The 22545-nt window shown below is 60.8% G+C and carries 22 protein-coding genes; 17 read left to right on the top strand and 5 right to left on the bottom strand.

The genetic code is table 11. From position 1 onward, the window contains the following. Positions 1-34: 34 nt before the first annotated feature. The 17 genes from BFP93_RS24975 (at position 35) to BFP93_RS24895 (ending at position 17845) form a co-directional block, all read left to right on the top strand. Entirely contained in the window at positions 35-355 is a 321-nt protein-coding gene (locus BFP93_RS24975; RefSeq protein ID WP_003187417.1) for an NAD(P) transhydrogenase subunit alpha, read from the top strand. Then, positions 355-1791, top strand: a complete 1437-nt coding sequence (locus tag BFP93_RS24970; RefSeq protein ID WP_065886797.1) for an NAD(P)(+) transhydrogenase (Re/Si-specific) subunit beta — start codon at positions 355-357, stop codon at positions 1789-1791. The genes BFP93_RS24975 and BFP93_RS24970 overlap by 1 nt, the downstream gene beginning before the upstream one ends. 234 nt (positions 1792-2025) lie before the next feature. After that, positions 2026-3519, top strand: coding sequence for an acetyl-CoA hydrolase/transferase family protein (locus BFP93_RS24965; protein ID WP_065886796.1), 1494 nt, complete (start codon positions 2026-2028; stop codon positions 3517-3519). Positions 3520-3836: 317 nt separating this feature from the next. Beyond that, a complete protein-coding gene (locus BFP93_RS24960; RefSeq protein WP_003187413.1) occupies positions 3837-4052 on the top strand; it encodes a DUF1127 domain-containing protein in 216 nt (71 codons plus the stop codon). Positions 4053-4384: 332 nt separating this feature from the next. Next, positions 4385-4705, top strand: a complete 321-nt coding sequence (locus BFP93_RS24955) for a DUF2388 domain-containing protein (RefSeq protein ID WP_057725665.1) — start codon at positions 4385-4387, stop codon at positions 4703-4705. 90 nt (positions 4706-4795) lie between these two features. After that, entirely contained in the window at positions 4796-5104 is a 309-nt protein-coding gene (locus BFP93_RS24950) for a DUF2388 domain-containing protein (protein WP_065886812.1), read from the top strand. Positions 5105-5142: 38 nt separating this feature from the next. Beyond that, entirely contained in the window at positions 5143-5463 is a 321-nt protein-coding gene (locus BFP93_RS24945; protein WP_056790589.1) for a DUF2388 domain-containing protein, read from the top strand. After that, positions 5460-7421: a DUF7844 domain-containing protein gene (locus tag BFP93_RS24940; RefSeq protein ID WP_065886795.1), complete on the top strand. Its 1962-nt coding sequence runs from the start codon at positions 5460-5462 to the stop codon at positions 7419-7421. The genes BFP93_RS24945 and BFP93_RS24940 overlap by 4 nt, the downstream gene beginning before the upstream one ends. Positions 7422-7728: 307 nt before the next feature. Then, a complete protein-coding gene (locus BFP93_RS24935; protein ID WP_065886794.1) occupies positions 7729-9036 on the top strand; it encodes a CitMHS family transporter in 1308 nt (435 codons plus the stop codon). A gap of 68 nt (positions 9037-9104) precedes the next feature. Then, positions 9105-9872, top strand: a complete 768-nt coding sequence (locus BFP93_RS24930; RefSeq protein ID WP_017139071.1) for a TerC family protein — start codon at positions 9105-9107, stop codon at positions 9870-9872. Between the two features lie 220 nt (positions 9873-10092). Further along, positions 10093-11751, top strand: a complete 1659-nt coding sequence (locus tag BFP93_RS24925; RefSeq protein WP_065895299.1) for a Na/Pi cotransporter family protein — start codon at positions 10093-10095, stop codon at positions 11749-11751. A gap of 58 nt (positions 11752-11809) precedes the next feature. After that, the gene (locus BFP93_RS24920) at positions 11810-13192 is read left to right on the top strand and encodes a M16 family metallopeptidase (RefSeq protein WP_065895298.1); all 1383 of its coding nucleotides are present in this window, start codon (positions 11810-11812) and stop codon (positions 13190-13192) included. Positions 13193-13262: 70 nt separating this feature from the next. After that, positions 13263-14294 carry a DUF5924 family protein gene (locus BFP93_RS24915; RefSeq protein WP_065895297.1) on the top strand — a complete coding sequence of 344 codons (1032 nt, stop codon included), beginning with the start codon at positions 13263-13265 and terminating at the stop codon, positions 14292-14294. 54 nt (positions 14295-14348) lie between these two features. Next, a complete protein-coding gene (locus BFP93_RS24910) occupies positions 14349-15497 on the top strand; it encodes an ABC transporter permease (protein WP_065895296.1) in 1149 nt (382 codons plus the stop codon). Continuing rightward, the gene (locus BFP93_RS24905) at positions 15494-16297 is read left to right on the top strand and encodes an ABC transporter ATP-binding protein (RefSeq protein WP_065895295.1); all 804 of its coding nucleotides are present in this window, start codon (positions 15494-15496) and stop codon (positions 16295-16297) included. The genes BFP93_RS24910 and BFP93_RS24905 overlap by 4 nt, the downstream gene beginning before the upstream one ends. Before the next feature lies 1 nt (position 16298). Next, complete coding sequence (locus BFP93_RS24900; RefSeq protein ID WP_065886788.1) at positions 16299-17237, top strand: MlaD family protein; 939 nt, start codon at positions 16299-16301, stop codon at positions 17235-17237. Then, on the top strand, positions 17234-17845 hold the full coding sequence (locus tag BFP93_RS24895) for an ABC-type transport auxiliary lipoprotein family protein (RefSeq protein ID WP_065895294.1): 612 nt from the start codon (positions 17234-17236) through the stop codon (positions 17843-17845). Before BFP93_RS24900 ends, BFP93_RS24895 begins: the two co-directional genes overlap by 4 nt. Positions 17846-17939: 94 nt before the next feature. Here BFP93_RS24895 and BFP93_RS24890 read toward each other — a convergent pair whose 3' ends face one another. The 5 genes from BFP93_RS24890 to BFP93_RS24870 all read right to left on the bottom strand — a co-directional run bounded on the left by BFP93_RS24890 (position 17940) and on the right by BFP93_RS24870 (position 22311). Next, positions 17940-19169 carry a nucleoside recognition domain-containing protein gene (locus tag BFP93_RS24890; protein ID WP_065895293.1) on the bottom strand — a complete coding sequence of 410 codons (1230 nt, stop codon included), beginning with the start codon at positions 19167-19169 and terminating at the stop codon, positions 17940-17942. Positions 19170-19266: 97 nt separating this feature from the next. Then, positions 19267-20598 carry a glutamate/aspartate:proton symporter GltP gene (gene gltP, locus BFP93_RS24885; RefSeq protein WP_065886786.1) on the bottom strand — a complete coding sequence of 444 codons (1332 nt, stop codon included), beginning with the start codon at positions 20596-20598 and terminating at the stop codon, positions 19267-19269. Positions 20599-21313: 715 nt separating this feature from the next. After that, positions 21314-21781, bottom strand: a complete 468-nt coding sequence (locus tag BFP93_RS24880; RefSeq protein WP_065886785.1) for an inhibitor of vertebrate lysozyme family protein — start codon at positions 21779-21781, stop codon at positions 21314-21316. A 2-nt stretch (positions 21782-21783) separates the two neighbouring features. Further along, entirely contained in the window at positions 21784-21948 is a 165-nt protein-coding gene (locus BFP93_RS24875) for a DUF1328 domain-containing protein (protein WP_003187386.1), read from the bottom strand. Positions 21949-22026: 78 nt separating this feature from the next. Beyond that, positions 22027-22311, bottom strand: a complete 285-nt coding sequence (locus BFP93_RS24870) for a hypothetical protein (RefSeq protein ID WP_065895292.1) — start codon at positions 22309-22311, stop codon at positions 22027-22029. Positions 22312-22545 lie beyond the last annotated feature (234 nt).

The following is a 22545-nucleotide window of genomic DNA, read 5'->3' as shown; positions in this document are numbered from 1 at the left end:
CATCCGCAAAAACGCCTAAGCAGGGATTCAGACGATGGAAGAGCTTATCTCCCCCGGTATCTACAACCTGATCATCTTTGTGCTGGCGATTTATGTCGGTTACCACGTGGTCTGGAACGTGACACCCGCGCTGCACACGCCGTTGATGGCCGTAACCAACGCCATTTCGGCAATCGTGATCGTCGGCGCCATGCTCGCCGCCGCCCTCACGGTCACACCGCTGGGCAAGACCATGGGCACCCTGGCTGTGGCCCTGGCGGCGGTCAATGTGTTTGGTGGTTTCCTGGTCACCCGGCGAATGCTTGAGATGTTCAAGAAAAAAGCCCCGAAAGTAAAAGAAGAGGCGCCCAAGTAATGAGCATGAACCTCGTCACGACGCTCTACCTGATTGCGTCGATCTGCTTCATCCAGGCCCTCAAAGGCCTCTCGCACCCGACCACTTCGCGGCGCGGCAACCTGTTCGGCATGCTCGGCATGGCGCTGGCGGTACTCACCACCGTTGGCCTCATCTATAAGCTCGGCGCTGAGCTGGCGACGGCCGGTATCGGCTATGTGATCGTCGGCCTGCTGATCGGCGGCACCGCCGGCTCGGTCATGGCCAAGCGCGTCGAAATGACCAAGATGCCGGAACTGGTCGCGTTCATGCACAGCATGATCGGCCTGGCTGCGGTATTCATCGCCATCGCGGCGGTCGTCGAACCGCAATCGCTGGGTATCGTCAAGCACCTGGGCGACGCCATTCCTGCGGGCAACCGCCTGGAACTGTTCCTGGGTGCCGCCATCGGTGCAATTACCTTCTCCGGTTCGGTGATCGCTTTCGGCAAGCTCTCCGGCAAGTACAAGTTCCGCCTGTTCCAGGGCGCACCGGTGCAGTTCGGCGGCCAGCACAAGCTCAACCTGGTGCTGGGCCTGCTGACGCTGGGCCTGGGCCTGGCCTTCATGTTCACCGGCAACCTCACGGCCTTCGCCGTGATGCTGGCCCTGGCCTTTGTACTGGGCGTGCTGATCATCATCCCCATCGGCGGCGCCGACATGCCGGTGGTTGTCTCGATGCTCAACAGCTACTCCGGCTGGGCAGCGGCAGGGATCGGCTTCTCGCTGAACAACTCGATGCTGATCATCGCCGGCTCCCTGGTGGGCTCCAGCGGCGCGATCCTGTCGTACATCATGTGCAAGGCCATGAACCGCTCCTTCTTCAATGTGCTGCTCGGCGGCTTCGGCAATGCACCGGACGCCGGTGCTGCGGCAGGTTCCAAAGAAGCACGGCCGGTGAAGTCCGGCTCGGCCGACGATGCGACTTTCCTGCTGACCAACGCCGACACCGTGATCATCGTGCCGGGTTACGGCCTGGCCGTGGCTCGGGCGCAACACGCGCTCAAGGAACTGACCGAGAAGCTGACTCATCGCGGTGTGACGGTAAAGTACGCGATCCACCCTGTGGCGGGCCGTATGCCCGGGCACATGAACGTACTGCTGGCCGAGGCCGAAGTGCCGTACGACCAGGTGTTCGAGATGGAAGACATCAACTCCGAGTTCGGTCAGGCCGACGTGGTACTGGTGCTGGGCGCGAACGACGTGGTCAACCCGGCCGCCAAGAACGATCCGAACTCACCGATCGCCGGCATGCCGATCCTTGAAGCGTTCAAGGCCAAGACCATCATCGTCAACAAGCGCTCGATGGCCAGCGGCTACGCAGGCCTGGACAACGAGTTGTTCTACCTGGACAAGACCATGATGGTCTTCGGTGATGCCAAAAAGGTTATCGAAGATATGGTCAAAGCTGTCGAATAACACTGCGCCAGCGCAGTACCCGAAACCCCGGCCTGAGATAGGCTGGGGTTTTTTCGTTCCCATGCTCTGCGTGGGAATGCAGCCAGGGATGCTCTGCGTCCCGCTGTGCACACTCCGATGAAACCCGACCAAAGGCTCTAAATCGCCACTCGGCATTCGACCATGGTAGCGGGCCGAAACTTTTTGAAATCACTACACTGCCCAACTTGCTTCCGCAGCCTGAGATAACCATTCATGTACCGTGATCGTATCCGCTTGCCTTCGTTGTTGAACAAGGTCATGAGCGCGGCAGACGCCGCTGCACTGATCGAGGACGGCATGACCGTCGGCATGAGCGGCTTCACCCGCGCCGGTGAAGCCAAGGCCGTCCCCCATGCCCTGGCCGAGCGCGCCAAGACGTCACCGCTGAAAATCACCCTGATGACCGGTGCCAGCCTGGGCAACGACCTGGACAAGCAATTGACCGAAGCCGGCGTGCTGTCACGCCGCATGCCGTTCCAGGTCGATAGCACCTTGCGCAAGGCAATCAACGCCGGCGAAGTGATGTTTATCGATCAGCACCTGTCGGAAACCGTCGAGCAACTGCGCAACAACCAGCTCAAGTTGCCGGACATCGCCGTGATTGAAGCCGTTGCCATCACCGAACAAGGCCATATCGTGCCCACCACCTCGGTGGGCAACTCTGCCAGCTTCGCGATTTTTGCCAAGCAAGTCATCGTCGAGATCAACCTGGCGCACAACCCGAACCTGGAGGGGCTGCACGACATTTATATCCCTTCCTATCGGCCAACTCGCACGCCGATTCCGCTGGTCAAAGTCGACGATCGTATTGGCAGCCCGGCGATTCCCATCCCGCCCGAGAAAATCGTCGCCATTGTGATCACCAACCAGGCCGATTCCGCCTCCACCGTGACGCCACCCGACAGCGACACCCAGGGCATCGCCAACCACCTGATCAACTTTCTGAAACAGGAAGTCGATGCCGGGCGTATGACCAACAAGCTCGGCCCGCTGCAGGCCGGTATCGGCAACATCGCCAACGCAGTGATGTGCGGCTTGATTGACTCGCCGTTCGAAGACTTGACCATGTATTCGGAAGTGCTGCAGGACTCGACGTTCGACCTGATCGACGCGGGCAAGCTGAGCTTCGCCTCCGGCAGCTCGATTACCCTGTCGGAGCGGCGCAATGCCGATGTGTTCGGCAATCTTGCGCACTACAAGGACAAGCTGGTGCTGCGCCCGCAGGAAATCTCCAACCATCCTGAAGTGGTGCGCCGCCTGGGTATCATCGGCATCAATACAGCGCTGGAGTTCGATATCTACGGCAACGTCAATTCCACCCACGTCTGCGGCACGCGGATGATGAACGGTATTGGCGGCTCCGGGGACTTTGCGCGCAATGCGCACCTGGCGATCTTCGTGACCAAGTCGATTGCCAAGGGCGGTGCGATTTCAAGCGTGGTGCCGATGGTCAGCCATGTGGACCATACCGAACATGACGTCGACATCCTGGTGACCGAAGTGGGCCTGGCGGACTTGCGTGGCCTGGCACCCCGCGAGCGTGCCCGCGTGATCATCGACAACTGTGTGCACCCGGCGTATCGCGACGCACTGAACGGCTACTTCGTTGCCGCCTGCGCTATCGGCGGGCATACCCCGCATATCCTGCGCGACGCACTGAGCTGGCACATTAACCTGGAAGAAACCGGGCACATGCTCAAGGCTTGAGGGATATACAACCGGGTTGGTGCCAATACAGTTTCATCGGCCCGGTGTTTGATCGCTATATCTATCAAAAACTGTACTGCTGTACCGGTCATTTCCTAAAGAAATATCCCACGTCCCTCACCGAAAAAGCCGATTTCGCACCGTTACGGTGCGAACAGGTACAGTTGCCCCCATTTCGTACCGTACAGCCTCTATAAACAGTTAACTGGCCCCTCACAATACAGGTGAACTGTATCTAGAGAGTCTTGCGTGCGAGGAGGATCATTGGCATCAGTTAAACCACTACCTAATCCCGCCACAAGCGGAAGGATGTCATCATGGAACGTACACTCAGTTCCGAACTGTTCTTCGAAGAAAAAGCTGTTAACACCCAGGCTTCCCTGCCTTTGCGCGTTCTCGCCAACCTGATGTTGTGGCAGCGCCGCATCTCCAGCCGCCACCAATTGGCTCGTCTGGATTCGCGTCTGCTGGCTGATGCCGGTATCAGCGAAGCTCAACGCTACGAAGAGCTGAGCAAGCCGTTCTGGCGCTGATTGGCGCTCGCTGGCCCTGACCCGCCGGGTCCACCGCCAGCACTCTGATTTGTCAAAGCAAAGCCCGCCCCGGGTAACCGGAGGCGGGCTTTGTTGTATCTGGATATGGGAACCGGAAACAGCAGCCATCTACCGGACCAGTACAGTTTTCTTATTTATAAATAACACCACAACAGTTAACCGCAGGCTTCCGAATGAGCAAGCGGTGACCTAATATCCAGTCACCACGTGGCGAACCTTGTAGAACGGGCGTCAGATGCCCAATTGCCCAACGTCCGTTTCACTGTGGCGGTTCTACGCCACCTTATTTGCTCATCTACAGGAGTCACCCCATGTCCCGTCTTCGCCTGCTGTGCACCGCCGCCCTGTTGGCCGTTGCTGCCAACGCTAACGCGAGCAGCTTTATCGTTACCACCGATTCGATCGTCGGCGCGCTGAAAGCCACCTCCGACGCCACGTCCGATGCCACCTCCTCCCTGCGCGACAACAAGGTGGTGCGAGCCGCCCGTGACGACGCCGCCAGCTTTGTCGCAAGCGAAGGCGCCATCCGTGGTGTGAAACTGGAAAGCGCCCTGGCGCAGATCCGCCAGCAGGCACCGCAATTGAACACCGCCACTGACGCTCAATTGGCCCAGGCAATCCTGGCGATCTAACGCCAGGGCCGGCAGGAAGGGCCGTCACTGCACTGGCTCTCACCCGGTCATTGCGCTAGCCTTGGCGCTCGTTTTCAGTTGTCGAGTGCCATGGCTTTTTCATACCGCCTGTTGATTGTTCCAGTAATGCTCTGTGCCTGCTGGGCACCATTGGCTTCGGCCTTTGACGTCTCTGTTCAGAGCACCGTTGCCAGCGCGTACGCCACCAGCAAGGTGACGTCTGCGCCGTTTGATAACAAGTTGGTCCGGGTCGCCAGGGATGATGCTGCTGCTTTCATTGCCACAGACGGCCAATGGCGGGGCGCACGCCTGGAGTCCGCGCTGGATTACCTGCGCCGCACCCAGCCAAAACTTCATGCAAGCGACCTTGAACTGGCGCAGGCAATTCTCGTCCAATAATCATCTTTGTATAGCCATCTTTGTATTGGAGTCACCCCATGCGTAGCCCGTTGATCGTCGCCGCCCTCGGCCTGCTGTTTCTGGCTGATGTCGCCCAGGCGCAAACCCTGAAGGCCACCAGCAACATCGTGGTTCGCGCTTCGGCGCGCACCATTGATTTCACCTCTGACACCACCACCTCGATCCGCGATTCCAAGATCGTGCGCGAAGCCCATGATGATGCCGCCAGTTTCGTCGCCACCCATGGCGAGATCCGTGGCGCGCAACTCGAGGCCGCCTTTGACACCCTGCGCACCCGCGTACCAGAAGCCCGTGATGCCAGCGACCAGACGCTCGCCGAAGCTATCCTCGCTCTGTGAGGCGAATCAAGGCCTGGCTCCTGGCCGGGGCTGTGCTGCTGTGTGCCGGTGCGGCCCAGGCCAGCCTGCAACTGCAGCTCAAGACCGATGGCCTGAGCCCGGCTGAACAGCAGGCCAGCCAGGCATTGCTCGATGAAGCGATGGGCGCCCTGCCGCCGCGCTTCATCGAGCAGCTGGACCGCCGCATCGAGGTCGGCTGGACCGACAAGATGCCTGAAAACGCTTACGGCCAGGCCTCCCTGGTGTCCGAACTGGACCTCAACCGAAACCTGCTGGCCAGCCTGACCGACGGCAGCGCCGCCACCCGCAAAACCAACCGCCCCCACGGCACCGTGCGCCGGGAAATGCTCGCCACTGTGCTGCATGAACTGACCCACATCTATGACCGTGCGCGCCTGTGGTCCAAAGACGAGCGCGCCCTGATCCAGCGCTGCAGCCGCCAGAACAACATCACCGGCCTGATTGGCCTGCCCGATCAATGCCGTGGGCAGAACGACCGTCGCTTCACCCTGAGTGACGACCCTCGCCTGCTGGACCTCGCCGGCTGGCCGCAATACGTCGGCCGTCGCGGCGAACGCGAGCAGCACAACAACCAGGTGGTTCGCAGCCCGGATATCTACGAAACCACCAGCCCGCTGGAATTCGTCGCGGTCAACATGGAGTACTTCCTCCTCGACCCCAGCTACGCCTGTCGCCGTCCCGCGCTGGCGCGCTATTACAAGGAACATTTCGGCTGGGCGCCGCCGGGGCAGGATAAGTGCGGCAATACCTACGCCTTTCTGAACGCTGGCAACGATTTCGCCAAGACCCCGCTCGGCCAGATCGACCCGGAACGTGTGTACGAAATCGACTACCTGCTCGCCGAAGCCAACCAGAATCTGGTGAGCCGCTGGGGCCATAGCATGCTGCGCCTGGTGATCTGCGCGCCCGGCCGTCCTCGCGGGCCGGATTGCCGGCTGGACCTGGATCAGCACCTGGTGCTGTCCTACCGCGCCTTCGTCGGTGACGTACAGCTGTCGAGCTGGGATGGCCTGGTGGGCAAATACCCGTCGCGACTGTTTGTCCTGCCGCTGGCCCAAGTCATCGACGAGTACACCAAGACCGAACTGCGTGGCCTGGCGTCAGTGCCGCTCAAGCTCAATCGCCAGGAAATCAACGAAACAGTCGAACACGCCGCCGAGATGCACTGGAGCTACGACGGCAACTACTTCTTCATTTCCAACAACTGTGCGGTGGAAAGCTTGAAGCTGTTGCGCAGTGGCAGCGCCAACCCGCAATTGACCGGCCTGGACAACATCACCCCCAACGGCTTGCTGGAGGTGCTCAGCGCACGCGGGTTGGCCGACACCAGCGTACTGAATGACAAGCGCGAAGCGTTGCGCCTGGGCTATCACTTTGACTCGTTCCGCGAGCGCTACCAGGCGATGTTCGATGTACTGCGCAAGCGCCTGCCGATCAAGCAGACCCAAGTCGAAGACTGGCTGTCGCTGAATGCGCAGGAGCGCCGCCAATGGTTCAGCCAGGCCGACTTGCGAACCAGCGCCGCGCTGCTGTTGCTGGAGCAGGCCAGCTTTCGCAAACAATTGATGCTCGCCCAGGACGAAGTCAAACAACGCTACCTCAATGCGCGGGAGCTGAAGAACGGTGGCATGGAAAAAGCCAACAACACGTTGCAGCAAATCCTCGCCAACAGCGGCTTCCTCAGTCGCCCCGCCGAATTGCTCGACAGTGGCGGCTACGGCCTGCCGCAGCCTTCGGAGGCCAAGCGGCTGGAATCGGAAAGTGCCGAGCGCCAGAAGCAACTGCAATCGCTGACCGGCGAGCTGGATAAAGAAGTCAGGGCGCTGCTCGATCCGTCCCGCGCTGCCGAGATTGCCGCTTGCGAAGCCAATCTCAAGCAAATGGGCGAACACCTGCGAGCGTTGCATAAAGCGGCCGGCGGCCTCGAACTGCCGTAAACACTCAGCGAATCAAGTAATTCCAATGTGGGAGGGGGCTTGCCCCCTCCCACATTTTTTTATCCGCATAAGCCTCAAGACCGAATGTCACCTGTTTTCCCGGCGAAAGCTGGCTGAAAGCTTACCCGTCTAGGATCGCCCCACTGTCGGCAATAGACCGACTGTTAACAACAACAATGGTGATTCCCGATGTCCGCCCGTACCCGTCTGTTTTTCCCTACTCCCCCCGTACGCCTCGTGCCTTTCGTTCTGCGCTGACCCCACCCGGTTCGCCATTCCCTAGCCGCGCTACGCCTGGAGTATTCCTATGCTGACTTTCCTTGGCTTTGCCATGGTCATCACGTTCATGTTCCTGATCATGACCAAGCGCCTGTCTGCGCTGATCGCCTTGATCATCGTGCCGATCCTGTTCGCGCTGTTCGGCGGCTTCGCGCCGAAGATCGGCCCGATGATGCTCGAAGGCATCACCAAGCTCGCGCCGACCGGCGTGATGCTGATGTTTGCCATCCTCTACTTTGCCCTGATGATCGACTCCGGCCTGTTCGACCCGGCCGTGCGCAAGATTCTCAAGATGGTCAAGGGCGACCCGCTGAAAGTCTCGGTCGGCACCGCCGTGCTGGCCCTGGTGGTGTCCCTCGACGGTGACGGCGCCACCACGTACATGATCTGCGTCGCTGCGATGCTGCCGCTGTACAAGCGCATCGGCATGAGCCCGCGCATCATGGCCGGCCTGATTATTCTTGCCGGTGGCGTGATGAACATGACCCCCTGGGGCGGCCCAACCGCTCGCGCCGCCAGCGCGCTGCATGTGGACCCCTCGGACATCTTCGTACCGATGATCCCGGCCATGGCGGCCGGCGTGGTAGCGATCCTGGCGATTGCCTATATGTACGGCAAGCGCGAGCGTGCACGCCTGGGTGAACTGCATCTGCAAGGCGACGAGATCGACCACAGCGAAATCAGCGTGTCGCAATTTCCCGACGCCCGCCGTCCGAAGCTGATCTGGTTCAACGGCGCGCTGACGCTTGCCCTGATGTGCACGCTGATCGCCGGCCTGCTGCCGCTGCCCGTGCTGTTCATGGTGGCGTTCAGTATCGCGATGATCGTCAACTACCCATGCCTGCAGCAGCAGAAAGACCGCGTCGCCGCCCACGCCGGCAGCGTATTGGCGGTGGTCGGGCTGATCTTCGCCGCCGGCATCTTCACCGGCATCCTGTCGGGCACCGGCATGGTCGACGCCATGTCCAAGAGCCTGCTGGCGGTTATCCCTGAAGCCTTGGGACCGTACCTGGCGGTCATCACGGCGCTGGTGAGCATGCCGTTTACCTTCTTCATGTCCAACGATGCGTTCTACTATGGCGTGCTGCCCGTGCTGGCCGAAGCTGCCAGCCACTACGGCATCACCGCCGTGGAGATGGCGCGTGCGTCGATCGTCGGGCAACCGGTGCATCTGCTCAGCCCACTGGTACCCTCCACCTACTTGCTGGTCGCCCTGGCAGGTATCGAGTTTGGTGATCACCAGCGCTTCACCCTCAAGTGGGCAGTGCTGGTATGCCTGTGCATAATGTTCGCCGCGCTGCTGATGGGGATTTTTCCGCTGTTCAGCACTCTATAATCGTACCGACTCACTCACCGCGCGGCGCTACAGTCCGCGCGGTCTAATACTTGCTCAAAGGAATACACATGGAATGGCTGACCAATCCGGAAATCTGGATTGCCTTCTTCACCCTGACGGCGCTCGAGATCGTCCTGGGCATCGATAACATCATCATGATTTCGATCCTGGTCAGCCGCATGCCCAAGCACATGCAGGCGCGCACCCGGATCTTCGGCCTGGCCCTGGCGATGGTCACGCGCATCCTGTTGCTGCTGTCGATCACCTGGGTCATGCAACTGACCGCCGACCTGTTCGTGGTCTTCGGCCAGGGCATCTCCGGTCGCGACCTGATCCTGTTCTTCGGTGGCTTGTTCCTGCTGTGGAAAAGCTCCCAGGAGATGTACCACGCCCTGGAAGGTGAAGACGAAACCCACGACGAACCGGGTGGCAAGGGTGGCAAGTTCATCTACACCATCATCCAGATCGCGATCATCGACATCGTGTTCTCCCTGGACTCGGTCATCACCGCCGTCGGCATGGTTTCCCATGTGCCGGTCATGGTCGCCGCCATCGTGGTTGCCGTATTGGTGATGATGCTGGCCGCCGGCACCATCAGCGAATTCATCGACAAGCACCCGTCGCTGAAGATGCTGGCGCTGTCGTTCCTGCTGGTGGTGGGTACCGTGCTGATCGCCGAATCCTTCGACGTTCACGTGCCAAAAGGCTACGTCTACTTCGCCATGGCGTTCTCACTGGCGGTGGAAGCGGTGAACATCAAGATGCGCACCGCCATCGCGAAAAAGAAGAAGCAGCAGGATCCGGTGAAACTGCGCAAAGATATCCCGGGTCAATAAATTCAACCCGCTGTCGATCATTCCCACGCTCCGCGTGGGAATGCCGCCTCGGACGCTTCGCGTCCCGATCTTCATGACAGTTTTGTTTCAATCCCGCGTTCAGCTATGCGATGCTGGCGCAGAGCCCATTCGCCAACTACAGCTTAACCACAAGACGTAGAACGGCACGCGGCAACTTTCCTTCGCTCCTGCTGGAGCTCACCCACACGGGGGGCCGAGCATGCTGACCTTGCTCAATCTGCTTTCCGCCGTGACCCTGCTGATCTGGGGCACGCACATCGTCCGTACCGGCATCCTGCGGGTCTACGGCTCCAACTTGCGCCAAGTCATCGGGCAGAACATGTCCAAGCGCTGGCTGGCGTTTGTCGCCGGTATCCTGGTGACGGCCATGGTGCAGAGCAGCAATGCCACGGCAATGCTGGTGACGTCCTTTGTCGGCCAGGGGTTGATGAGCCTTACGCCCGCCCTGGCCACCATGCTCGGCGCCGACGTCGGTACCGCGTTGATGGCGCGGGTGCTGACCTTCGACCTGTCGTGGTTGTCACCGCTGCTGATCTTCCTCGGGGTGATTTTTTTCCTGTCGCGCAAACAGACGCGGGCAGGGCAGTTGGGCCGGGTCGGGATCGGCCTCGGGCTGATCATCCTGGCCCTGCAATTGATCGTAGAAGCCGCCGGGCCGATTACCCATGCCCAGGGCGTCAAAGTCATCTTCGCTTCGCTGACCGGCGATATCCTGCTCGACGCCCTGGTCGGTGCGCTGTTCGCGATGATTTCCTACTCCAGCCTCGCCGCAGTGCTGCTTACGGCAACCCTGGCCGGTGCCGGCGTGATCGGTCTGCACGTGGCCATCGGCCTGGTCATCGGCGCCAACATCGGCAGTGGCATCCTGGCCTTTCTCAGCACCAGCATGCAAAACACCGCCGGGCGGCAAGTCGCCTTGGGCAGCCTGTTGTACAAATTGATCGGCCTGCTGCTGATCATTCCGGTACTCGACCCACTCGTCCGCTGGATGGACGGCCTGGACTACAGCACCCAAGGCATGGTCATCACCTTTCACCTGCTCTACAACGTCAGCCGCTGCCTGATTCTGTTGCCCACTATTGGCCCGATGGCGCGGCTGTGCGAATGGCTGCTGCCGGAGCGTCCCGAGACCAACGGCAAAGCCAAGCCGCGCCATCTGGACCTGGCCTCGCTGAACACGCCGAGCCTGGCGCTGGCCAACGCCGCCCGCGAAACCCTGCGGCTCGGCGACCTGATCGACAACATGCTCACCTCGATGCAGGAAGTGCTGCGCGGCAACCAAACCGCCATTACCCAGCAAATGCGCAGCCTCAGCGATGACGTCGAGGCGCTTTATAGCGCGATCAAACTTTACCTGGCGCAAATGCCCCGTGAAGACCTGAGTGAGCAGGACAATCGACGCTGGGCAGAAATCATCGAACTGTCGATCAACCTGAAGCTGGCAGGCGACCTGATCGAGCGCATGCTGCGCAAAGTGCAGCAGCAGAAGACGTCCCAGCGCCGGCAATTTTCCGAAGTCGGCCTGGAAGAACTCAGCGGCCTGCACAGCCAACTGATCGCCAATCTGCGCCTGGGCCTGTCGGTATTCCTCAGCGGCGACCCGGAAAGCGCCCGCCAATTACTGCGGGAGAAACGCCGCTTTCGCGCCCAGGAGCGGCGCCTGGCCCACGCTCACGTCAGCCGCTTGCAGCGTAAAATCGTACAGAGCCTGGAAACCAGCTCCCTGCACCTGGAGCTGATCGCCGACATGAAGCGCCTGAACTCGTTGTTTTGCAGCAGCGCTTATGTCGTGTTGGAAACATCCGACACCGGCGCACTCTCCGCCGACGATATTGCCGACATCACCCATTCGCCCTGAACGTACGCCAGCGAGCGAAGTCAGTTAACAACGGACCTCATTCGCCAGGAAGCTTGTTATGCGTCGCCTGTTACTCGCCTGCCTGCTCATGGGCTCGGCACACACCTTTGCCTTTGACCGCCTGCAGGTCGAAGGCTATACCTTGCCCAACGGCCTGCAATTGCTGCTCAAACCGGGCACCGAGCGCGGGCATGTGGCGATCCGCCTGGTAGTCGGCGTGGGCCTGGACGATTTCAGCTGCGACCAGAAAGAGCTGCCGCATTTGTTCGAGCACCTGCTGTTCAGCGGCATCGACGGCGGTAACGAAGGCGACCTCGAAGACCGCATGCAGGCCCTGGGCGGGGAGTGGAACGCCTACACCAGCAACGCCGACACCACGTTCGTGATCGAGGCGCCCGCGCAGAACCAGCGCAAGGTTTTGGACCTGCTGCTGGCAATCGTCACCCGCACCCAACTGACCGACGCCAATATCAACGCCGCCAAGCAGGTGGTCGAGCGCGAGGACGGTGGCCATTATTCCCACTTGCAACGCCTGCTGGACCGCCAGGACTTGGGCCACAACGCCAGCAACCAGCTGGCCGTCGAGTTGGGCCTCAAGTGCGCCGAACGCGCCGAGGTCGACCCGCTGACCCGCGACCAGTTGGAGGCGCTGCGCAAAAACTGGTACGCACCGAACAACATGACCCTGATCGTCGTCGGCGACCTGGACAAACTGCTGCCGGCCTACCTGGAACGCACCTATGGCCAGCTCGACCCGGTAGAGCCGAGCGAACATCGACCGCTGCCGCAAATCCAGCAGGCCGCCGCCAGTCATCGCGACCTGATCCACGGCTGGGTCGGCGACAATGCCAAGCTGCACTGGCTGTTCCCGGAGCCGGTGCTGGAAGACCAGCATGATGAAACCTACGACCTGCTCAAGGACTACCTCGACTGGGCGTTGTACCGCCAATTGCGCCTCAGGCACGGCCTGTCCTACGGGCCCTGGAGCGAGCGTGAAGTGCTCGGCGGCGTTGGCTTCCTGAGCCTGAACGCCGACCTCGAACGGGAAAACCTCGAGCAAGCCGAGCAGGTATTGCAAGACCTCAAGGCCCGCTTGCTCAAGGATGGCCTCGACCCGGCGGTGTTCGCGCGCCTGCAGCAAGCCGCCATTGCACGTCAGGCCTGGGCCGTGCAGGGCAACAGCGCGCTGGCCGACTATTATTGGAGCGCCGCCGGCGAATATGACGATGGGCGCTTCAGCGACCCGGCCAAACGTATCAAGGCCGTGACCCTGGCCCAGACCAATCAGGCCATGCGCCAGGTATTGGAGCAGCCGGGCTACTGGCGCATCGAAAAACCGCTGTTGAGCTACAACGCCCTGAGCTGGATAGGCGCGGGCGTGCTGGGACTGATCGGGCTTGCGTGGATTACCCTGCGGTTTTATCGCAAACGGCTCGCGTAATGAGGCGCCGAACAGCGGACCAAGACGTTATTCTGTCGCGGATTTTTCTAACCCTTATTGTGAATCGCCCATGCCAAACCTGCCGCCCCTTATCCAGCGCGTTATAGAACTGATCAAGCGCTACCCTGGGGTGATCGCACTCGGTGGCTTCATCTCGGGTGTGGGCAGCTTCATCCTGGTGGACCGCCAGCAAGGCATGGCCAGTTGGATCGCCGTGATCCTGCTGGTGAGCTGGTTGTGGCTGATGCTGGAAAACAGCTTCACCCAGCTGTTCACCAAGCTGTTCAACCGCGAGATACCGGAACCGCTGCTGCGCTATGCGACCCAGATGATCCACCAGGAAAGTCTGTTTTTCGTGTTGCCGTTCTTTTTCGTCACCACGGCCTGGAACAGCGGCCAATCGGCGTTCACCGGCCTGCTCGGCGCGGCGGCGCTGGTCTCGATCATCGACCCGCTGTATTACAAGTGGCTGGCGCCCAAGCGCTCGCTGTTCCTCGCCTTGCATACGCTGACATTGTTCGCCGCACTGCTGACCGCGCTGCCGATCATCCTGCACCTGACGACCGCCGAAAGTTACAAACTGGCACTGGGCGTCGCCATGGCCCTGTCGATTCCGAGCCTGGCCGCCAGCCTGCCGCTGCGCAGCGTCAAAGGCTGGGCAATGCTGCTGGGGGTGACAGCCGCTATTGGCTGCGCCGGCTGGTTGCTGCGTAGCTGGGTGCCACCTGCCACCCTGTGGATGACTGAAGTGGCCATCAGCACCCAGCTGCAAGACCGCACACCGGGCGACGACCTCAAGCAAGTCAGCGCCGCCCAGCTGCGCAGCGGCGGACTGTACGCCTACACCGCAATCAACGCGCCCCGCGGCCTCGATGAGCGGATCTACCATGTGTGGAAATTCAACGGCAAGGAAGTCGACCGCATTGCCCTGGATATCCATGGCGGCCGCAAGGAGGGCTACCGCGCCTGGACGCACAAGCAGAACTTCCCGCCGGATGCGGTAGGCCGCTGGCAGGTGCGGGTGCTCACCGAAGACGGGCAAGTGATTGGCGTGCTGCGCTTTAACGTCACCGACTCAGCACAAACGGACAACCCGCAATAGGCCCGATCGTGCTATTACGTAGCAATTGTGGACAGCCAAATACGCTCGGAGCTTATGACCACTCCCACGACGGCCGGCGCGGCCCAACTCGATACGTCCCGCACACCGCCGTTGCTGCGCATTACCGGTGACTGGACGCTTGCCCATTACGCAAAGCTGAAGAAGCTGTCGAACACACTCGACGGCCAATACGACGCCGGCGCGCACATCGACCTTAACGGCCTCGGCGCCCTGGATACTGCCGGCGCTTCGCTGCTGGTGGAGTTGCTGGGCCCCGAACGTATCGAACGCTCCGCCGAGCAGAGCGATTGCAGCCTGTCCGCCGCCGACCGGGCACTGCTCAAGACGGTCTACCGCTCGCTCAATGATTTTTGCGTACCGCTCAAGGAGCCGGAAGAGGGCGCCGGTGTGCAACTGCTGGCGCGCATCGGCCGCGCCGTGGACACCGTCTGGCAAGACGGGATGAAACTGTTGGGCTTCATCGGCCTGATCCTCGAAACCTTCGTGCGCGGCATCCTGCGGCCCAAGCGCTGGCGCCTGACGCCGGTGGTCGCGCATATCGAACAGACCGGCCTGGATGCCGCGCCGATCGTTGCGCTGCTGACCTTTCTGGTCGGCGCCGTGGTGGCCTTCCTCGGCGCCACCGTGCTCAAGAGCTTCGGCGCGACGGTCTTCACCGTGGACCTGGTGGCGTTTTCATTCCTGCGCGAATTTGGCGTGTTGCTCACCGCCATCCTGATCGCCGGTCGCACGGCCAGCGCCTTTACCGCACAAATCGGCTCGATGAAGGCCAACGAAGAAATCGACGCGATCCGCACCCTGGGCCTGGACCCGATGGAGCTGCTGGTGCTGCCGCGGGTCCTGGCATTGCTGGTGGCGCTGCCGATGCTGACATTCCTGGCGATGCTCTCGGGGATTGTCGGCGGTGGCGTGGTGTGTGCGGTGGCTCTGGATATTTCGCCGGCGATGTTTCTGTCGCTGCTGCAATCGGACATCGGCGTGCAGCATTTTCTGGTGGGCATGGTGAAAGCGCCGATCTTCGCGTTCCTGATTGCCGCGATCGGTTGCCTGGAAGGCTTCAAGGTCAGCGGCAGTGCCGAGTCGGTCGGCGCGCACACCACCTCCAGCGTGGTGCAGTCGATTTTCGTGGTGATCGTGCTGGACGCGGTCGCGGCAATGTTTTTCATGGAGATGGGCTGGTGAGTCGTCTGCATCGAGCGCCCACTGAGGCGGTGATTGAAGTTCGCGGCCTGTGCAATCGCTTTGGCAGCCAGAGCGTGCACGAGAATCTCGACCTGGATTTGTACAAGGGCGAGATCCTGGCGGTGGTCGGCGGCTCCGGCAGCGGCAAGTCGGTGTTGCTGCGCAGCATCGTCGGCCTGCGGCGACCCAGCGAGGGGCAAGTGCGGGTATTGGGCAAGGACCTGCCGAATTTGTCCGAGCATGAACGTTCACTGGTGGAACGGCGCTTCGGCGTGCTGTTCCAGAAGGGCGCCTTGTTTTCCTCGCTGACCGTCACCGAGAACGTCGCCTTGCCGTTGATCGAGCACGCTGGGCTCAGCCGCGCCGATGCCGAGCATCTGGCGGCGGTCAAGCTGGCCCTGGCCGGGCTGCCGTTGTCGGCGGCCGACAAGTACCCGGCGTCGCTGTCCGGCGGCATGATCAAGCGCGCCGCCCTGGCGCGCGCGCTGGCCCTGGACCCGGACATCCTGTTTCTCGACGAACCCACCGCCGGCCTCGACCCGATTGGCGCGGCGCAATTCGACCAACTGATCCTGACCCTGCGCGACGCGCTGGGCTTGAGTGTGTTCCTGGTCACCCACGACCTCGACACGCTGTACACCATCACCGACCGCGTGGCGGTGCTGGCGCAGAAGAAAGTCCTGGTGGCGGACGCCATCGATGTCGTCTCGGAAACCGATGACGCCTGGATCCACGACTATTTCCACGGCCCCCGAGGCCGCGCGGCATTGGATGCCGCTCAATCGCTCAACGAGGTATGACATGGAAACCCGAGCCCATCATGTGATGATCGGACTGTTCAGCGTAATAGTGGTGGTCGGCGCGATGCTGTTCGGCCTGTGGCTGGCCAAATCCAGCGTCGACAGCGCCTTCCAGGACTATGAGGTGGTGTTCAACGAAGCGGTCAGCGGCCTGTCCCAGGGCAGCTCGGTGCAGTACAGCGGGATCAAGGTGGGCGATGTCACCAGCCTGCGCCTGGACCCCAAGGACCCGCGCCGCGTGCTGGCGCGCATCCGCCTCGCCGGGCAAACGCCGATCAAGGAAGACACCCAGGCCAAACTGGCACTGACCGGCATCACCGGCACGTCGATCATCCAACTCAGCGGCGGCACCCCGCAGAGCCCGGAACTCAAGGGCAAGGACGGCAACCTGCCGGAGATCATCGCGTCGCCGTCGCCCATCGCCCGCCTGCTCAATAACAGCAACGACCTGATGACCAGCGTCAACCTACTGCTGCATAACGCCAACCAGCTGTTCTCCCGGGAAAATGTCGAACGCTTGAGCACCACCCTGGACAATCTGCAGCAAACCACCGGCGCCATTGCAGAACAGCGCGGCGACATCAAAGTGGTGATGCAGCAATTGATGCAAGTGAGCAAGCAGGCCGGCGGCGCGCTGGAACAGACCACCGTATTGATGCGCAACGCCAACGGTTTGCTCAACGACCAAGGCAAGCAAGCCTTTGGCAGCGCGGAGCAGGCAATGAAGTCCCTCGAGCAAAGCACCGCCACCCTCAACACCTTGCTGGCCAACAACAAGGACTCGGTGAACAGCGGCCTGCAGGGCCTCAATGAACTGGCGCCGGCCGTGCGCGAACTGCGCGAAACCCTCGGTTCGCTACGCGCCATCTCCCGCCGCCTGGAAGCCAACCCCAGCGGTTACCTGCTGGGCAGTGACAAGAACAAGGAGTTCACGCCATGAAGCGTGCTTACCGAATCATCGCTCCCGTGGCCTTTGCATTGATGAGCGCGTGCTCGATCCTGCCCAAGCCGGACCCGTCCGACGTCTACCGCCTGGCGTCGACCCAGCCCGTCAGTCAAGGTACGCCGGTGAGCTGGTCACTGCGCGTGACCAAGGCACAGACCAGCGAATTTCTCGACAGCCCACGCATCGCGGTGGTGCCCAATGGCGATCTGATCAGCAGCTATGCCCACTCGCGCTGGAGCGACCCGGCGCCGGTGCTGTTGCGCAATCGCCTGCTGGATGGCTTCCAGCGTGATGGGCGGGTGACGCTGTTGAGTACCGATGAGACCAACCTGCAGGCGGACTATGAGCTGGGAGGCCAGTTACAGGCGTTTCAGAGCGAATACCATGGCACGGCAGTGGAGGTGGTGATTCGCCTGGATGCGCGGCTGGTGCGCGGCAGTGATCAGCGGATTATTGCCAGCCGGCGGTTTGAGGTAAGGCAGAAGGTGGGGGATACCAAGGTGCCGGCGGTGGTGGCTGCTTTTGGGCAAGCCGGGGATCAACTGAATAGGCAGGTAGTGGATTGGGTTGTGGCGCAAGGCAATACTGCTGCGAAACACTGAAGGCCTCATCGGGGGCAAGCCCCCTCCCACATTTTTTAATGTGTTCACAGATCGACATGTGGGAGGGGGCTTGCCCCCGATAGCTACCTGAGCCTTAACCAAAGAACCAGTAGCACACCGCAATAGCCGCGACCACGCCGGCAAACTCCGCCAACAACGCACACCCCACCGCATGCCGCGCCCGCTGGATGCCCACTGAGCCGAAGTACACCGCCAACACATAAAACGTGGTCTCGGTACTGCCCTGGATCGTCGCCGCCACCAACGCCGGGAAGCTGTCCACCCCCTGGGTCTGCATGGTCTCGATCAGCATCGCCCGCGCCGCGCTGCCGGAGAACGGCTTGACCATCGCGGTGGGCAGCGCGTCGACAAACCGCGTGTCCATGCCGGTCCAGGCCACCAGGTGGCGAATCCCTTCCAGGCCGAAGTCCAACGCGCCGGAGGCACGCAATACGCCCACCGCACAGAGCATCGCCACCAGATAGGGCAGCAGGTTCTTGGCGACGTCAAAACCTTCCTTGGCACCTTCGACAAAGGCCTCATACACCTTGACCTTGCGCAAGGCGCCGATCACAAGGAACAGCATGATCAAGCCAAACAGCGTGAGGTTGCCCAGGATCGAAGACAACCCGGCCAGCGCCGTGGCGGACAGGGTCGCCAGCAGCGCCATGAAGCCCCCCAGCACCAACGCGCCGGGAATCAGGTAGGCGAGCACGACCGGGTCCCACAGGCGCAGGCGCTGCATCACCGCTACCGACAGCAGGCCCACCAGCGTAGACGCGCTGGTGGCCAGCAGGATCGGCAGGAACACCAGCGTCGGGTCGGCAGCGCCTTGCTGGGCGCGGTACATGAAGATGGTCACCGGCAACAGCGTCAGCGAGGACGCATTGAGCACCAGGAACAGGATCTGTGCGTTGCTCGCCGTATTGGGGATGGGGTTGAGTTCCTGCAGCGCCTTCATGGCCTTGAGGCCGATCGGCGTGGCGGCGTTGTCCAGGCCCAGGCCGTTGGCGGCGAAATTGAGGGTGATCAAGCCGATAGCCGGGTGGCCGGCGGGCACCTCCGGCATCAGGCGACGAAACAGCGGGCCCAGCGCCCTGGCCAGCCAGTCGACGATCCCGGCTTTTTCGGCGATACGCAGAAAACCCAGCCACAACGTCAGGGTGCCGAACAAGAGCACCATGACCTCCACCGACAATTTGGCCATGGCGAAAATGCTTTCCACCATCGCCGCAAAAATTCCGGCGTTACCGCCCACCAGCCATTGCGCCAGTGCTGACACCATTGCCACCACAAAGAAGCCAAGCCACAGGCCATTGAGCATCAGTTGAATCCCCCGAAAGATGGGCGAATGATAACGGGGCTGGCAGAAACGACAAACCCCGGAATTATCCGGGGTTTGTGTCAGAGCATTCGAGCGATCAGCCGCGAGTGATCTCGCCGGCCGGCAGCACCTCTTTGCTGCGCCAGTGCGGCAGCGAATTCCAGTAGCGCTCGCCCTTGGCATCGTCGTACATGCCTTCCCAGCGCGAGATAACCAGCACGGCCAAGGCGTTGCCGATCACGTTCAGCGCGGTACGCGCCATGTCCATCACACGGTCGACACCCGCGATAAACGCCAGGCCTTCCAGTGGGATGCCCACGCTGCCCAGGGTCGCCAGCAACACCACGAAGGACACACCCGGCACGCCGGCGATGCCTTTGGAGGTGACCATCAGGGTCAGCACCAGCATCAGTTGCTGGCCGATCGACAGGTCGATGCCGTACAGCTGCGCAATGAAGATCGCGGCGATGCTTTGATACAGGGTCGAACCGTCGAGATTAAACGAGTAACCCGTCGGCACCACGAAGCTGCAGATCGCCTTGGGCGCGCCGTAGGCTTCCATCTTCTCGATCACACGCGGCAGTACGGTTTCGGAACTGGCGGTGGAGTAGGCAAGCACCAGCTCGTCCTTGAAGATGCGCATCAGCTTCAGGATCGAGAAACCAAACAGGCGGGCGATCAGGCCCAGCACCGCAAACGCGAAGAACAGAATCGCGACGTAAACCAGGATCACCAGCTTGGCCAATGGCAGCAGCGAGGCGAAGCCGAAGTTGGCGACCGTCACCGCGATCAGCGCAAATACGCCGATAGGGGCGTACTTCATGATCATGTGAGTGACTTTGAACATGCTCTCGGACACGCCCTGGAACATGGTCACCAGCGGCTCGCGCAGTTCCGGCTTGAGGCTCGACAAGCCCAGGCCGAACAGCACCGAGAAGAAGATGATCGGCAGCATCTCGCCACGGGCGACGGCCGCGAAGATGTTCGACGGGATCAGGTTGAGAATGGTCTCGATGAACGCATGCTCATGCTGCACTTCGGCGGCGGTGGCCTGGTACTTGGAGATATCGACAGTACCCAGGGTACTCATGTCGATGCCCGCGCCCGGATGGAACAGGTTGGCCAGCAACAGGCCGACCACGATGGCGATGGTGGTGACGACTTCAAAGTAAAGGATGGTCTTGACGCCGATGCGACCCAGCTTTTTCGCGTCACCCACACCGGCAATACCGACGATCAGCGACGAAATCACGATTGGGATAACGATCATCTTGATCAGGCGGATAAAGATATCGCCTGCCGGCTGCAGCACGTTGCTGATCCACCAGGCTTTTTCAGCACTGAAATGGTTGAGCACTGCACCGATTGCGATCCCCAGCACCAAACCGATGAGGATCTGCCAGGCGAGGCTTAGCTTTGCCTTCTTCATGTCATTACCCTTACTTCAAGTGAACTTAAGGCAAATGCGCCAGCTGGACCGCTCGAAAGCGAAAAAGTGTGAGCATCTGCCTCCATGGAAGGTCACCGCAGCGTGGCCGAAATGGCTTACTGGCAGGCGAAAAAAGGCGCAACTATTCCCATGCAAGGCGGCGACGTCTAATGCCGTAAACGCCTACCCTATGCCGAATCGGCATGGTTTTTTTTGAAAATAATTGTCTGAACGGTCAGTTCGGATATGCCATTGAAGCGGGTGAACCGGCCGTGAAGCTGCCAATTCCGGCTTGCGCAGAGGTAGCTGAGGACTTGGGGTGTTGGGTAGAAATGCTTGGAATATCCGCGGCATGGCGTGAGAAATAGCCTATTGCGCTCGGAAAAATTTATCGATGGATGGTCGCGCCGACACACTACGTAATGATTGGCGAGAGGCAAAACGAGGAATGCCAGCTATGGCCGGCATGATGCCCGGGCTTTGAGAGTCATAAGCCCGCCGCAAGTTCAGCAAGCTTGAGGACTTGTGAACTTGCGTCGCAGCTTTTCACCTGACCCGGCCCTTGCGCAGGCACTCCCTGTGCCCGTAGGTCACGCCGATCCTGATCGATCAGAGCAACCCGGCCCCCTGGTCATGCATCGCATTTGGTATGCGATGCAAACAGAAAGAAGCGAACTGGCTTCTTTCTATGGACGCCGGCTCCGTAAGACGGAACCTAGTACCAATTCGGATCTTTCTTGAGCTGCTCCATGAGCAGCTTCTGCATACCTTCATCCGGCTTACCGATAAAGCGGTAATCGGCATGCCGCGTCGGCGATTTGTCCGCCGGCAAACCGGCCGGGACTTCCACCAACATGGCGTAGGCATCTTCCTTATCGAAGCTGAAGGCGACGATCAGGCGCTTGTTCCGGCAGGTATCTGCCGTTTCACACAGCGGACCTACCAGGTACTTCTCACCGTCTTCTTCGACAGCGTTCATCTGCTCCGCCGCGCCCGACAGGTTCATCACCCATTCGGGCAGGCGCTGCTCTTTCTTGACCACGCCTTGCCAGGTTTCACGGTATTGCGCATCCGTGCTAAGCAATTCATTGGCCCGGGATTGGCCGTCGTTGGCGGCCATCACCAGGCTGCTGCCGCCCAACAGCAGGGCGGCGGCTATGGCTTTAAAAGGCACAGTGGTCATATTCAGCCTCGGCCTTTGCGACCAAAGAAGAACGACGCGATAAACATCACCAGGAAGACCACGAAGAGAATCTTGGCGATACCCGTAGCGGTGCCGGCGATACCACCGAAGCCCAGGACTGCAGCCACAATGGCGATGATCAGAAATGTGATTGCCCAACTCAACATGGTGATTCTCCTTAAGCTTTCATAGGGGTAACAGCGGTGATGCCATGCAGTCGCTCGACGCGAGCGACGATGTATTGCTTAGAACACCCAGCGTTCTTGAACCGGCAGTTCGCTCAGGGTGGACTCCTGGTCTGCCAGTCGCAGTTGCGGGGCTGTTGCATCAGCAGTCGTGCTGCCAACGGAACGGAAATGGGTCTGGGTCATGACGGGGCGTTCGAACTGCGGGGCCTGCTGCTGACTCTGCTGCCAATGCTGCATCTGCTGGCCGGCAATCAGCGTGACCATCAACGCCAGGCTGGCGAACAGACCTTGCTGCACATGAAGCGGCGATACACGCAATTGGCTGAGGCTTTGGCGAGTCATACTGCTTTCTCCCGCATTCTGATTATTCGGTCATGACGCTCTATGCAGTACTTATTGCAGAGCTCATGCCAGCTTTTTTACAAAATAAAACTCAATAAAATCATATAGTTAGGAATTGTCTATCGGCACACAGCACAGCATCCTGCACGATGCACTGTCAGGGGCCGTGCGAAATGCACGATGGTCAGTGGTCGGGTCGAGGGATCGAAAGCGAATGGGCGATTGCCGAAGGGG

Origin of the sequence: Pseudomonas sp. 44 R 15 (genome assembly GCF_900004965.1) — a bacterium.
GTDB lineage: Bacteria > Pseudomonadota > Gammaproteobacteria > Pseudomonadales > Pseudomonadaceae > Aquipseudomonas > Aquipseudomonas orientalis_A.
Note: the sequence above shows the minus strand (reverse complement) of the source record. Positions and strands in the feature narration are given on the sequence as shown.

Bases quoted from the DNA above. Each gene is read 5' to 3' on its own strand.
- BFP93_RS24975 (WP_003187417.1), top strand. From the start codon at position 35: ATGGAAGAGCTTATCTCCCCCGGTATCTACAACCTGATCATCTTTGTG.
- BFP93_RS24970 (WP_065886797.1), top strand. From the start codon at position 355: ATGAGCATGAACCTCGTCACGACGCTCTACCTGATTGCGTCGATCTGC.
- BFP93_RS24965 (WP_065886796.1), top strand. From the start codon at position 2,026: ATGTACCGTGATCGTATCCGCTTGCCTTCGTTGTTGAACAAGGTCATG.
- BFP93_RS24960 (WP_003187413.1), top strand. From the start codon at position 3,837: ATGGAACGTACACTCAGTTCCGAACTGTTCTTCGAAGAAAAAGCTGTT.
- BFP93_RS24955 (WP_057725665.1), top strand. From the start codon at position 4,385: ATGTCCCGTCTTCGCCTGCTGTGCACCGCCGCCCTGTTGGCCGTTGCT.
- BFP93_RS24950 (WP_065886812.1), top strand. From the start codon at position 4,796: ATGGCTTTTTCATACCGCCTGTTGATTGTTCCAGTAATGCTCTGTGCC.
- BFP93_RS24945 (WP_056790589.1), top strand. From the start codon at position 5,143: ATGCGTAGCCCGTTGATCGTCGCCGCCCTCGGCCTGCTGTTTCTGGCT.
- BFP93_RS24935 (WP_065886794.1), top strand. From the start codon at position 7,729: ATGCTGACTTTCCTTGGCTTTGCCATGGTCATCACGTTCATGTTCCTG.
- BFP93_RS24930 (WP_017139071.1), top strand. From the start codon at position 9,105: ATGGAATGGCTGACCAATCCGGAAATCTGGATTGCCTTCTTCACCCTG.
- BFP93_RS24925 (WP_065895299.1), top strand. From the start codon at position 10,093: ATGCTGACCTTGCTCAATCTGCTTTCCGCCGTGACCCTGCTGATCTGG.
- BFP93_RS24920 (WP_065895298.1), top strand. From the start codon at position 11,810: ATGCGTCGCCTGTTACTCGCCTGCCTGCTCATGGGCTCGGCACACACC.
- BFP93_RS24915 (WP_065895297.1), top strand. From the start codon at position 13,263: ATGCCAAACCTGCCGCCCCTTATCCAGCGCGTTATAGAACTGATCAAG.
- BFP93_RS24910 (WP_065895296.1), top strand. From the start codon at position 14,349: ATGACCACTCCCACGACGGCCGGCGCGGCCCAACTCGATACGTCCCGC.
- BFP93_RS24900 (WP_065886788.1), top strand. From the start codon at position 16,299: ATGGAAACCCGAGCCCATCATGTGATGATCGGACTGTTCAGCGTAATA.
- BFP93_RS24895 (WP_065895294.1), top strand. From the start codon at position 17,234: ATGAAGCGTGCTTACCGAATCATCGCTCCCGTGGCCTTTGCATTGATG.
- BFP93_RS24890 (WP_065895293.1), bottom strand. From the start codon at position 19,169: ATGCTCAATGGCCTGTGGCTTGGCTTCTTTGTGGTGGCAATGGTGTCA.
- gltP (WP_065886786.1), bottom strand. From the start codon at position 20,598: ATGAAGAAGGCAAAGCTAAGCCTCGCCTGGCAGATCCTCATCGGTTTG.
- BFP93_RS24880 (WP_065886785.1), bottom strand. From the start codon at position 21,781: ATGACCACTGTGCCTTTTAAAGCCATAGCCGCCGCCCTGCTGTTGGGC.
- BFP93_RS24875 (WP_003187386.1), bottom strand. From the start codon at position 21,948: ATGTTGAGTTGGGCAATCACATTTCTGATCATCGCCATTGTGGCTGCA.
- BFP93_RS24870 (WP_065895292.1), bottom strand. From the start codon at position 22,311: ATGACTCGCCAAAGCCTCAGCCAATTGCGTGTATCGCCGCTTCATGTG.